Raw genomic sequence first — 12,244 nt, 5'->3', positions numbered from 1 at the left:
AAGAAAGGTTAGACTTACGGTATGATAGGAGAACTTGCAACTTCAAAAGCCGGTCATGACAAGGAAAGATTGTACATGATCGTCGGTGAAGAGGGAGAATGTGTTTATCTGTGTGACGGAAGGCTGCGTGGTGTAGAACATCCGAAGAAGAAAAAGAAAAAGCATATCCAGATCATACATTCTTCGGCACAGGGTACACTGATCCAGATCATAAAGCAGAATCTTCCGGGGGAGCGGGACGAGATCAACAGACAGATCCGCAAGACCCTGGAGGATTATCTGAGTAATAAGTAATGTAAAGAAGTAAAAAGTAGAAAGCTATGGAGGAATTTTATGTCTAAAAGTGATGTAATCGAAATCGAAGGAACCGTTGTGGAGAAACTTCCCAATACCATGTTCCGTGTAGAATTGGAGAACGGACACAGAGTGCTGGCTACCATCAGTGGTAAGCTTCGTCAGAACTTCATCCGTATCCTTCCCGGAGATAAGGTAACACTGGAATTGTCTCCTTACGATCTGAGCAAGGGACGTATTATCTGGAGAGATAAGTAAGTACAATCTGGAGAGAAAATAGCTATGGCTAAAAAAATACGTAACTTTGCTGCTATTCTGGCGATCAGTGCGGTAGTGGGAACGATGCTTTTGGTATTGGTATTCCTGCTTCCGGTAGGGCCGATGCGCAGGAATGTGGAGAAAAGTGTTGGGGATATGCTGAAGAGCGGTGATGAGATCCCGGAAGATGCATTCTCAAAGTACTTGTGGAAAAACAGAGAGACTTACACCGATGCTATCATGGTACAGAATGCCATAGAGAGACTGCCGGATAAAAATGCTTATGAACATGCCATGTGGATGTACCATTATGATCTGGAAGAGGACGTGTGGACGCCGGAAGATTCCCTGAAGGCTTTTTGTGAATCCCATGAGAATGTCAGTAACATGTACCTTCATATTTATGCGAGGTACTGGCACGGCTATCTTTTATACTTAAAGCCTTTGCTGCTGTTGTTCTCCTGGAAGCATGTGGTATGGCTGGAACTGGCGGTACAGATCGCACTTATGATCTGGGTACTGATCACGGCAATACGAAAACAGAATGCAGGTGTCGCAGCTGTGACCCTGGGAAGCTTTCTGTTCATGAAACCGTTACTGGTGATGATCTCTCTGACCATGTCGGTGTGCTGGATCCTGACGCTTCTGGCAGTGGAATATATGCTGTTACATCATGACAGATTGCATGAGAAGGGACAGTATCCGGAATTCTTCCTGATCATTGGAATTCTGACGTCTTATTTTGATTTCCTGACGTATCCCATCACTACACTGGGAATTCCTCTGTGCTGTTACTTCTTATTAGAAAATGACAGAGCATGGAATAATATCAAAAAGCTGATCGGCTTCTGCGCAAGCTGGGGAATCGGCTATGCGGGAATGTGGGCAGCAAAATGGGTCATTGCAGACCTGACTTTACATACCGGTACGATCAAAGATGCTATTTGGTCCATTATCGGTCGTACAGAGGCAATCGGCGGCCGACCGCGGATGAACGGAGGATTCTATGTGATCGGACTGAATCTTCACGAATATCCGGTTTATATGGGAATCGCCGCAGGCATCCTGGCCGCAGTGGCAGTAGGACTGATGGTGATGATCATTGTTATGGGAAGATGGAAGAATGTGTATGCACAGTTACTTCCAGTCGTTGTCACAGCTGCAATTCCTTTTGCCTGGATCATTGCCGTACAACATCATTCTGCGTTGCATGCAAGGTTTACCTTCCGGATTTTAAGTGTTGCAGCGGCTGCAGCCATTACTTTTATTGTTTTGATCGTAAAGCAGGCAAAAAGATCACAAAAAAGTTGAAAAAACCTAAAAAATATTGAAAAAAGCGTAAGAATACGCTTGCAAAGGAAAGACCGTCATGCTATAATGTAAGACGGTCTTTTTTGAAAGGAGGGTTTAACATGAAAGTTAGATCATCAGTAAAACCGATTTGCGAAAAGTGCAAAATCATCAAGAGAAAAGGACGCATCAGAGTAATCTGTGAGAATCCGAAGCACAAACAGAGACAGGGATAATCACCGCTTGATCGTCATTTGATCAGGTATGTGAGTTCTTGTCCGGTTATTATGTGCGGCTGAATTGATTATTATCAAAATTATCAATTTTCATAATAGATTTGGATAGAGCTTACGGGAGATTACTTGTTGATACCACGGTGAAAAGAATTTCTAAAATTGCAAAGTACGCAATTTAAGAAATACTATGTTTCACCGGAAAAAACGCAGAGCGTTTTTTCACCGGTGCAGCGTAAGACAACTGTGGAAAGATCGGATCGTGTCCGATTGGGTGAGAACCCCAATCAATTAGTAACTATTGAGCGTACAACTAACAGACCAAACGTACGCACGCACAACGAAAGTTGTGAGCGCAGAAATGTTGCGCAAAGCGTAAGAGATTACGCAGGAAAATGGAGGAAACGTAAATGGCTCGTATCGCAGGTGTAGACTTACCTAGAGAAAAACGAATTGAGATCGGTTTGACCTATATCTATGGAATAGGCAGACCTACTGCTGACAAGCTGTTAGCAGAAGCAGGTGTAAATCCTGATACCAGAGTGAGAGATATTACCGATGATGAGGTAAAGAAGATCAGTGAAGCTATCGAAAAGCTTGGCGTTATGGTAGAAGGTGATCTGAGAAGAGAAATCGCTCTGAATATCAAGAGACTTCAGGAAATCGGCTGCTATCGTGGTATTCGTCATCGTAAAGGACTTCCTGTTCGTGGTCAGAAGACTAAGACCAACGCAAGAACTCGTAAGGGACCTAAGCGCACGGTGGCAAATAAGAAGAAGTAATTGAGATCAAAATGTAACTGTGAGAGGGAAGCAAATGTAAGCATCCCCAGGAAATGAGAAAGTAGGTTAGTTTAAAATGGCTAAAAAAGTTGCAAAGAAAGTAACAAAAAAGCGTGTAAGAAAAAACGTTGAACGCGGACAGGCACATATTCAGTCTTCTTTTAACAATACAATCGTAACGTTAACAGATGCTGAAGGTAATGCTCTTAGCTGGGCAAGTGCCGGTGGTCTTGGTTTTAGAGGTTCAAAGAAATCTACTCCATATGCTGCACAGATGGCTGCTGAAACAGCAACAAAGGCTGCTCTTGTTCACGGATTAAAGTCCGTTGACGTATTCGTAAAGGGTCCTGGTTCAGGACGTGAAGCAGCAATCAGAGCTCTGTCTGCAAGTGGACTGGATGTCTTAAGCATTTGTGATGTAACTCCTGTACCTCACAATGGATGCCGTCCTCCTAAGCGTCGTCGCGTTTAGTGAGAAATCGTCAGAAGACGAAACAATTAATTTTAATGAAGTAACATTAGAACAAGTTGGATGAAAGTGCCGCATTGCGGCACTGTAAACAACCCTCGGAAGTCACTTCCGAAGTATAAAGAAGGGAAAATAAAAAAATGGCAGTAAATCGTGTACCTGTACTGAAAAGATGTAGAGCCCTTGGCCTTGAGCCTTCTTACCTGGGCTATGACAAGAAGTCTAACAGAACCTCTGCAAGAGCAGGCAAAAAGGTATCTGAGTACGGACTTCAGTTAAGAGAAAAGCAGAAGGCTAAGTTCATCTATGGCGTTCTGGAGAAGCCTTTCCGTAACTACTATGAGAAGGCTGATAGAATGAAGGGCATGACCGGTGAGAACCTGATGACCCTGTTAGAGAGCAGACTGGACAATGTAGTGTTCAGAATGGGTTTTGCAAGAACCAGAAGAGAAGCAAGACAGATCGTTGACCACAAGCATGTACTTGTAAACGGTAAGTGTGTAAACATTCCTTCTTACCTGATCAAGGCTGGCGATGTTATCGAGATCAAGGAGAGCGCTAAGTCCATGCAGAGATACAAGGATATCCTTGATGTTACTGCTGGAAGATTAGTACCCGAATGGATCGATGCTGATGTTGAGAACTTTAAGGGAACCATCAAGAATCTGCCTACCAGAGAGATGATCGATGTTCCTGTTGACGAGATGCTTATCGTCGAGTTGTACTCCAAGTAAGTTTTATGTAACCCCAATGAACATTTCCTGTGGAATATTATTCCATGGGATATTGTTCGTAAGAACATGTCAACATATAAAGTTCGCAAAGGAGGGTATTGGCAGTGTTTGATTTTGAAAGACCTAATATTGAGGTTAGCGAGATTTCAGAAGACAAAAAGTATGGTAAATTCGTAGTAAAACCCCTGGAAAGAGGCTATGGTATTACTCTGGGTAACTCCCTGAGAAGAATCATGCTGTCTTCCCTGCCCGGTGCTGCAGTGAGCCAGATCAAAATTGAAGGTGTTCTTCATGAGTTCAGTTCTATTCCCGGCGTAAAGGAAGATGTATCTGAGATCATCATGAACATCAAGAGCCTTGCGATCAAGAACAACAGCGAGACCAACGAGGCTAAGACTGCATATATTGAGTTTGAAGGCGAAGGTGTTGTAAGAGCTTCTGATATCCAGTGTGACCAGGATATTGAAATTCTGAATCCCGACCTTGTAATCGCTACTCTGAGCGGTAAAGATACCAAACTTTACATGGAGTTAACTATTACAAGAGGCCGCGGCTACGTAAGTGCCGACAAGAACAAACACGAAGATTTACCAATCGGCGTAATTGCCATTGATTCTATCTATACACCTGTAGAGAGAGTTAACGTTACGGTAGAAAATACCCGTGTAGGTCAGAGTACTGATTTCGACAAGCTTACATTGGATGTATACACCAACGGAACCCTGGCTCCCGATGAGGCAGTCAGCCTGGCAGCTAAGGTGCTCAGCGAGCATCTGAACCTGTTCATCGACCTTTCCGAAAATGCTAAGACCGCTGAGGTTATGGTAGAGAAGGAAGACGACGAGAAGGAAAAGGTTCTGGAGATGAGTATTGACGAGCTGGAGCTTTCCGTTCGTTCTTACAACTGCTTGAAGAGAGCAGGTATCAATACTGTAGAAGAGTTAACCAATAAGACTTCAGAAGATATGATGAAGGTTCGTAACCTCGGACGTAAATCTTTGGAAGAAGTTCTGGCTAAACTGAAAGAGCTGGGATTACAGCTGAACCCCAGTGATGAGAACTAATTTCAGCTGAACATAAAAAGTTAGATTTCCGTATCCGGTAAGCCCAAAGTGTTCGGATGCGGTTTATCTCTAAATGGCAAAAAACAACGCATTCGGTAAGTAAGTCCAAAGTGCATGGCCGGATGTACCATGAATGGAGAAAGGAAAATTATCATGGCAAAGTACAGAAAACTCGGCAGAACATCTGCACAGAGAAAGGCATTATTAAGAAATCAGGTAACTGCAGTGATCAACAACGGCAAGATCGTTACCACCGAAGCTAAGGCTAAGGAAGTACAGAAGATCGTTGATGGACTGATCGCTCTGGCAGTAAAAGAGAAGGATAACTTCGAAACTGTTAAAGTTACCACCAAGGTTGCCCGCAAGGACAAGGACGGCAAGCGCGTAAAGCAGATCGTTGACAAGGAGACCGGTAAGGTCCTGGCTGAGTCCCATCGCGATAAGGATGGCAAGCTGGTTAAGATCGAGAACGGTGTTACCGTTACTGTATACGACGAAGTTGAGAAGGAGATCAAGAAGGATCTGCCTACCAGATCTCATGCACGTCGTCAGATGCTGAAGGTTCTGAACCCTGTAGTTGAGGTTCCCGCTGATGCAGCAGGCAAGAAAAAGAACACCAAGGAAGTTGACCTGGTTGCAAAGCTCTTCGATGAGTATGCTCCCAAGTATGCTACCCGTAAGGGTGGTTACACCAGAATCGTTAAGATCGGTCAGCGTAAGGGTGACGCAGCTATGACTGTTGTTCTGGAGTTAGTTTAATCCATAACTTATAAGCAGACATAAAAATAGCGCTTTCGGAAATGAGCCAACTCATTTCCGGAGGCGCTTTTTGTGTGTACGAAGTATAAAATCGAGTAGGAGGCAGCCTGCCCGATTATTACAGGAAAATGGTTGCGGACAAGCGGCTTATTCCACTACCTTCTGGAAGTGCTGATAATCCTTGCAGGAGTTCCAGTGACCGCCCCAGGTGAAACCATGCTCTTTAAATAACTGATAGCATAGATCGTTTTCGTCAATTTTGTAGGGGAAGGAAGCGGTTCTGTCTGCATAGGCGGAAGCGTTTGCAGGAGATACCTTTTCGCTGCCATCCTTATTGTAAGTAATATAAGGATTATAAAAGGGATTGATATCGATCGCCAGCCCTAATGCATGCTTGGACAGGGAGGAAGTTCCTTCCACCGGGCGGTAGTTGAAGCAGGAGGTATTGTTATCCTCCATGGATGCGAGGTCATCCCCATCATATTCATCGATCAAAAGTACCCTTTCCAGCTGATATTCATTACAATACAGCTCGTAGAAGATTTCTGTCAGGTCCTGCGCGATCGCCTTGTTACAGATTAATTCCCCTTCTGCAGGATTTCCTTCAAAATTATAATGCCTTATATGTACATAGCGCAGATCGTCATAGCTGATTTCGACAGATTTCAACAGTGTTTCCGAAGAACTATCAGAGTTATCCACAGTGGCTGGATAAGAAACACCTGTTATGTATCTCTGTAATTTTTCGGATAACGGCTCATAATAGAAGCCGTCGGACAGCGTGGTCCGCTGGTCGCTCAATAGCTCTCCATTCAGGGAATAACCGGTCAAAACAGTAGTTTCTGCCATGGAAGATTCTTCCTGCAAGTTTTCTGTCGCATTTTCATTGGAATTGTCGACAACTGGTGTAGGCGCTGGGGTAGGTGACGGCTCTGCCGTCTGATAAGCCAGGGAAGGATTGTCCACCGCATAATCCCCCAGAGTGTAGGAATTGTGTTGGGATACCCTTAGCAGTCCTCCTGCCACGACAGTGATGAGCGCAAGGATACCCACCATCTTCCATATTTTATTGCGATCGATCGGATTCATAGAATGCCTCCTTGTTTTATTTTCTGAAATGTTCTGCAATAGAAAGATACAACCATAACTATAAAGGTTTTTGGAAAGCAGTACAAGAGATTTTGAAAAAGTCTGGTCAGTTCCCTGTTAAGTGTTGTAAATCTGTGCATAATCTAGTAAAATAGGAACGATATCTTGCAAAAGCAGAAGACAGCTGATTCTCCGGCACTAAGCGAATATGGAATGGAGATTATTTATGGAGATCATTAAAGCAAATAATGTGGTATATGAATATATTCGTCGGGATGAAGAGGGAAATGTGGAAGGGATCACAAGAGCAGTGAATGATGTTTCTCTTGATATAGAGCAGGGACAGTTCATAGCCATCCTCGGACATAACGGTTCCGGCAAGTCTACTCTGGCAAAGCATATGAACGCCATCTTAAATCCGACAGAGGGAACACTCTGGGTCGATGGTATGGACACGAAGGATGAGGACAACATCTGGAAGGTACGTCAGACAGCCGGCATGGTGTTTCAGAATCCGGATAACCAGATCATAGGACAGGTAGTGGAAGAAGATGTGGGATTTGGCCCGGAGAACATGGGGATCCCCACGGAGGAGATCTGGCAGCGTGTGGAAGAGAGCTTACGAGCGGTAGGTATGTACGAATATCGAAAGTATTCCCCGAATAAGCTGTCCGGTGGTCAGAAGCAGAGAGTGTCTATTGCCGGAGTACTGGCCATGCATCCCAAATGTATTGTATTGGACGAGCCGACTGCCATGCTGGATCCCAGTGGACGTAAGGAAGTCATCCGTGCAGTCCGTGGATTGAATCAGGTGGAAGGCGTTACGCTGATCCTGATCACCCATTATATGGAAGAAATCATTCATGCGGACAAGGTATTTGTCATGGATGAGGGAAAAATTGCCATGCAGGGTACCCCCCGGGAAATCTTTTCACAGGTGGAGCAGCTGAAAAAGCTACGGCTGGATGTGCCGCAGGTAACGCTGTTATCGTATGAATTGCAGAAACGCGGAATTCCGCTGCCGGATGGCATATTGACAAGAGAAGAGCTGGTCAATGCACTGGGCTATGGAAAAACCGACAGGAAATAGTGGCGGGGATGGCAGCGAATGAAAGTACCCGGGAAAGGATCGAAAAAATGTCTATCATATTAGATCATGTGAATTATGTATACGGTGCAGATACACCGCTGGCAGTTCATGCCCTGAACGATGTCTGCCTGAAGATACCGGATGGACAGTTCATCGGTATCATTGGGCATACCGGCTCCGGTAAGTCCACGCTGATGCAGCATATGAACGGATTGATCCGTGCTACCGACGGACATATCTATTTTAACGGAGAAGATATCTACGACAAGGATTATGATATGAAAAAGCTCCGCAGCAAGGTAGGGCTGGTGTTCCAGTATCCGGAGCATCAGCTGTTTGAGATCGATGTATTCAGCGATGTTTGTTTCGGACCGAAGAATCTGGGACTGGATAAAAAAGAAGTGAAGCTTCGTGCATACGATGCTCTGAAAAAAGTAGGACTGCCGGACGAGCTTTTCTATCAGTCACCCTTTGAACTGTCCGGTGGACAGAAGCGTCGTGTGGCGATCGCCGGAGTACTGGCAATGAAGCCGGAAGTGCTGATCCTGGATGAACCCACTGCCGGGCTGGATCCCAAGGGAAGAGATGAGATCTTACAGCAGATCAAAAAGCTGCAGACAGAAACCGGACTGACCATTCTGTTAGTATCACACAGCATGGAAGATGTCGCGGAGTATGTGGACCGTATTATTGTGATGAACAAGGGAAGCGTCATGTATGACGATACCCCGAGAGAAGTATTCAAACATTACAAAGAGCTGGAAGAAGTAGGACTGGCAGCACCGCAGGTCACCTATATCATGCATGAGCTGAAAGCACGGGGAGCGGATGTGGATGTAGATGCCACAACGATCGAAGAGGCTGCGGAAGAAATTGCAAGAGTCTGGAAACAGAACAATCAGAAGTAATGATTTGAACTGCAATGCTCAAATTGCAGCATGAGCAGAGAGAAGATACGAGTTCTGACCCGACAGGAGCCGGGCAGAAACTCTGGTGAGGAGCAATATGCTTAGAGATATTACATTAGGACAATATTATCAGACGGAATCATTGATTCATAAGATGGATCCCCGGGTAAAGCTGGGAGGTACCGTTTTATTTATCATTTCCCTGTTCTTTTTCAAAAATTATGCAGGATATGTGATCGCGGCCCTGTTTCTGGGCCTGGTGATCCGTCTGTCGAAGGTACCTTTTAAATTCATGGTAAAGGGAATGAAGACCATTGTTATGCTCATGCTGATCACAGTGGTATTCAATCTCTTTCTGACACCGGGAACACCGTTATTCACGATCTGGAAGCTGACCATCACGCAGGAAGGTCTGAAGATGGCTATTTCCATGGCTATCCGCCTGACACTTCTGATCATTGGATCCTCTGTGATGACGCTGACCACTACACCGAACAATCTGACGGATGGAATGGAGAAAATGATGGGACCCTTAAAAGTATTCAAGGTGCCCGTACATGAAGTGGCCATGATGATGTCCATTGCACTTCGTTTTATTCCTATATTATTAGAAGAAACGGATAAGATCATGAAAGCACAGATCGCCAGAGGTGCGGATTTCGAGAGCGGCAATATATTCAAACGTGCCAAGGCAATGGTGCCCCTTTTAGTACCGCTGTTTATCTCCGCGTTCCGCAGAGCCAACGACCTTGCCATGGCAATGGAGGCCAGATGCTATCGCGGCGGAGAGGGCAGGACGAAGATGAAACCGCTGATCTATCATAAGAGAGATTACATTGCTTACGGCTGTATTGCCGCATATATGGTGATCAGCATTGTGGTAGGAAGATTACCGTTTTTACCGTAAATTTTTACTGCAAAACAATAATGCCCATAACAGATAGTATCTCGTCAAATACAGGAAAGAATGTCTGGGAACCTAAGACAGGTGGCAGGAGAGAAAGCGGGTGAAATACAGTGGAATCGGAAATGATAATAGAACAGCTGTCAAAGCAGCCGGAAAAAGAAAAAAAGCGTGTCCGCCTGACCGTGGCGTACGACGGTACGAATTACCACGGCTGGCAGATCCAGAATAACGGGATCACCATCGAAAGCGAATTGAACCGGTGCCTGACCGATCTGCTGCAGGAGCCTGTCGAGGTTATCGGAGCCAGTCGGACGGACTCCGGAGTGCATGCACTGGGGAATATCGCTGTGTTTGATACTACCAGCCGGATGCCTGCGGAGAAAATTTCCTATGCGCTGAACCAGAGACTTCCGGAGGATATCCGGATACAAAAGTCCGAACAGGTGCCACAGGACTGGCATCCCCGCAGATGCGACAGCCGCAAGACCTATGAATACCGGATCTACCGGGCACAGTTCCCCATGCCGGTGAAACGTTTGTATTCGCTTTTTACTTATTATGAACTGGATGTGAACCGGATGCAGGAAGCGGCGGCTTATCTGGAGGGAGAACATGATTTCAAAAGCTTCTGCCAGACCGGCGCCCAGGTAGAATCCACCGTACGCACCATCTATTCCGTGGAAGTGGAAGAGCAGGGAGAAAATGATCTGGTGATCCGTGTCTGTGGTAATGGCTTCTTATATAATATGGTGAGGATCATTGCCGGAACCCTGTTAGATATCGGACAGGGCAGGCGGGACCCCATGGATATTTTCACGATCCTCGAGGCAAAAGACCGCAGTGCAGCGGGACCTACCGCACCGGCCCATGGACTGACACTGATGAAATACGAGTTTTTGTGACGGTCATCCGCAATGCTGAGTTATTGTGTTTTCCGTCACTGCGTGACTATCTTAGCTCATATATAGGCATCTGGTTCATAGAATGTCAAAAACAGCGCTTTGTGTGCAATACTTGATCGTTGGTTCGGTTGTTTTACGGCTGAACTGTAAAAAGTTTTAAAATTATCTTGACACTAATTGCTTGGTGCCATATAATATATGACTGTGACAGTGTTTCAATATGCTGAGTCAAAGCCCCGACGAAGCATTGAAATAAAGTATTCAACCGTTTTGGGAAGAAGTAAAATGTAGCCGGACATCTGCAGATTACTATCAGACCGGAACACTGAAAAAGTCGATCAGGAATCGGCGAAAGTAATATGGAGGGAACATAATGAAAACATTTATGGCTAGTCCAGCTACAATCGATAGAAAATGGTATGTAGTAGACGCTACTGACATGACCTTAGGCCGTCTGGCATCTGAGGTTGCTAAAGTGCTGAGAGGCAAGAATAAGCCTATCTTCACTCCCCACATCGACTGCGGTGACAACGTTATCGTTATCAATGCTGAGAAGATCAAAGTAACCGGTAAGAAGATGGATCAGAAGGTATATTATCATCATTCCGATTACGTTGGTGGCTTAAAAGAAGCTACCCTGAGAGAAAAATTAGAAAAGAAGCCTGAGCAGGTAATCGAGCTTGCAGTTAAGGGCATGCTTCCCAAGGGACCTTTAGGAAGACAGATGTTCACCAAACTTCACGTATATGCAGGACCTGAGCACAAGCATGAAGCTCAGAAGCCTGAAGTACTGACATTCTAAAGGACTGAGAGGAGGAAAATAAATCATGGCTAAAACAGAAAGATACTACGGAACCGGTAGAAGAAAGAAATCCATCGCCAGAGTATATTTAGTACCCGGTAATGGTAATATTACAATCAATAAGAGAAGCATTGATGAGTACTTCGGTCTGGAGACTCTGAAGGTTATCGTTCGTCAGCCTCTGGCAGCTACTGAGACTGCTGAGAAGTTTGACGTTCTGGTTAACGTTCGCGGTGGCGGATACACCGGCCAGGCTGGTGCGATCAGACACGGTATTTCCAGAGCTCTGCTTCAGGTAGACGGTGATTTCAGACCCGTTCTGAAGAAGGCTGGATTCCTTACCAGAGACCCTCGTATGAAGGAAAGAAAGAAGTACGGTCTCAAAGCAGCTCGTCGCGCACCTCAGTTCAGCAAGAGATAATCGACTGCTCAGACTATATCAAAATGGTTCAAAAAGCCCGGAAAATCAAGGTTTCCCGGGCTTTTGCTATATCTAAACGGGCTGATATGGTTTGACCAAATTTGGCAAAACGAGAGCCGATTTCATCCAATTTTTAGTGGTCCGCAAGTGGTTAACTGGCCAAAAAGAGGGGGAAGTGGTTCCCAAAGTGGTTAACCGAGAGCCGATTTTTGGGGTGCTTTTCAGCCCTCCTTCCCCTCGTT

General features: G+C 45.2%; 16 protein-coding genes. 15 read left to right on the top strand and 1 reads right to left on the bottom strand.

The annotated features are described in order from the left end of the window. Nucleotides 1-21 precede the first annotated feature (21 nt). From H9Q77_RS11855 to H9Q77_RS11815, 9 genes are all read left to right on the top strand, one after another. Nucleotides 22-294, top strand: a complete 273-nt coding sequence (locus tag H9Q77_RS11855; protein WP_249325702.1) for a KOW domain-containing RNA-binding protein — start codon at nucleotides 22-24, stop codon at nucleotides 292-294. 39 nt (nucleotides 295-333) lie between these two features. Continuing rightward, complete coding sequence (gene infA, locus H9Q77_RS11850; RefSeq protein ID WP_022154292.1) at nucleotides 334-552, top strand: translation initiation factor IF-1; 219 nt, start codon at nucleotides 334-336, stop codon at nucleotides 550-552. A gap of 24 nt (nucleotides 553-576) precedes the next feature. Continuing rightward, complete coding sequence (locus tag H9Q77_RS11845) at nucleotides 577-1,863, top strand: hypothetical protein (protein WP_249325700.1); 1,287 nt, start codon at nucleotides 577-579, stop codon at nucleotides 1,861-1,863. A gap of 101 nt (nucleotides 1,864-1,964) precedes the next feature. Then, nucleotides 1,965-2,078, top strand: a complete 114-nt coding sequence (rpmJ, locus tag H9Q77_RS11840; protein ID WP_031271335.1) for a 50S ribosomal protein L36 — start codon at nucleotides 1,965-1,967, stop codon at nucleotides 2,076-2,078. 407 nt (nucleotides 2,079-2,485) lie between these two features. After that, a complete protein-coding gene (gene rpsM, locus H9Q77_RS11835; RefSeq protein WP_022154290.1) occupies nucleotides 2,486-2,857 on the top strand; it encodes a 30S ribosomal protein S13 in 372 nt (123 codons plus the stop codon). Between the two features lie 76 nt (nucleotides 2,858-2,933). Next, nucleotides 2,934-3,329, top strand: a complete 396-nt coding sequence (gene rpsK / locus H9Q77_RS11830; protein ID WP_022154289.1) for a 30S ribosomal protein S11 — start codon at nucleotides 2,934-2,936, stop codon at nucleotides 3,327-3,329. Nucleotides 3,330-3,466: 137 nt separating this feature from the next. After that, nucleotides 3,467-4,060 carry a 30S ribosomal protein S4 gene (rpsD, locus tag H9Q77_RS11825; RefSeq protein ID WP_022154288.1) on the top strand — a complete coding sequence of 198 codons (594 nt, stop codon included), beginning with the start codon at nucleotides 3,467-3,469 and terminating at the stop codon, nucleotides 4,058-4,060. A gap of 104 nt (nucleotides 4,061-4,164) precedes the next feature. Beyond that, on the top strand, nucleotides 4,165-5,124 hold the full coding sequence (locus H9Q77_RS11820) for a DNA-directed RNA polymerase subunit alpha (RefSeq protein WP_022154287.1): 960 nt from the start codon (nucleotides 4,165-4,167) through the stop codon (nucleotides 5,122-5,124). Nucleotides 5,125-5,277: 153 nt separating this feature from the next. Then, on the top strand, nucleotides 5,278-5,883 hold the full coding sequence (locus H9Q77_RS11815) for a bL17 family ribosomal protein (protein ID WP_022154286.1): 606 nt from the start codon (nucleotides 5,278-5,280) through the stop codon (nucleotides 5,881-5,883). A 147-nt stretch (nucleotides 5,884-6,030) separates the two neighbouring features. Here H9Q77_RS11815 and H9Q77_RS11810 read toward each other — a convergent pair whose 3' ends face one another. Further along, nucleotides 6,031-6,972 carry a M15 family metallopeptidase gene (locus H9Q77_RS11810; protein ID WP_249325699.1) on the bottom strand — a complete coding sequence of 314 codons (942 nt, stop codon included), beginning with the start codon at nucleotides 6,970-6,972 and terminating at the stop codon, nucleotides 6,031-6,033. A 226-nt stretch (nucleotides 6,973-7,198) separates the two neighbouring features. Between H9Q77_RS11810 and H9Q77_RS11805 the strand changes: the two genes are divergently transcribed. From H9Q77_RS11805 to rpsI, 6 genes are all read left to right on the top strand, one after another. Further along, a complete protein-coding gene (locus tag H9Q77_RS11805; protein ID WP_119623958.1) occupies nucleotides 7,199-8,062 on the top strand; it encodes an energy-coupling factor transporter ATPase in 864 nt (287 codons plus the stop codon). 47 nt (nucleotides 8,063-8,109) lie between these two features. Then, on the top strand, nucleotides 8,110-8,970 hold the full coding sequence (locus H9Q77_RS11800; protein WP_249325697.1) for an energy-coupling factor transporter ATPase: 861 nt from the start codon (nucleotides 8,110-8,112) through the stop codon (nucleotides 8,968-8,970). A gap of 97 nt (nucleotides 8,971-9,067) precedes the next feature. After that, entirely contained in the window at nucleotides 9,068-9,877 is an 810-nt protein-coding gene (locus tag H9Q77_RS11795) for an energy-coupling factor transporter transmembrane component T family protein (protein ID WP_118537777.1), read from the top strand. Nucleotides 9,878-9,999: 122 nt separating this feature from the next. Next, nucleotides 10,000-10,779 (top strand): tRNA pseudouridine(38-40) synthase TruA, encoded by a 780-nt coding sequence (gene truA / locus H9Q77_RS11790; protein ID WP_249325695.1) that lies wholly within the window; start codon nucleotides 10,000-10,002, stop codon nucleotides 10,777-10,779. Nucleotides 10,780-11,152: 373 nt separating this feature from the next. Further along, nucleotides 11,153-11,581, top strand: a complete 429-nt coding sequence (gene rplM / locus H9Q77_RS11785) for a 50S ribosomal protein L13 (protein WP_022154280.1) — start codon at nucleotides 11,153-11,155, stop codon at nucleotides 11,579-11,581. A gap of 25 nt (nucleotides 11,582-11,606) precedes the next feature. After that, a complete protein-coding gene (gene rpsI, locus H9Q77_RS11780) occupies nucleotides 11,607-12,002 on the top strand; it encodes a 30S ribosomal protein S9 (RefSeq protein WP_022154279.1) in 396 nt (131 codons plus the stop codon). The last annotated feature ends 242 nt before the right edge of the window (nucleotides 12,003-12,244 follow it).

This window comes from Simiaoa sunii (assembly GCF_014337175.1).
Lineage (GTDB): Bacteria > Bacillota > Clostridia > Lachnospirales > Lachnospiraceae > Acetatifactor > Acetatifactor intestinalis.
Note: the sequence above shows the minus strand (reverse complement) of the source record. Positions and strands in the feature narration are given on the sequence as shown.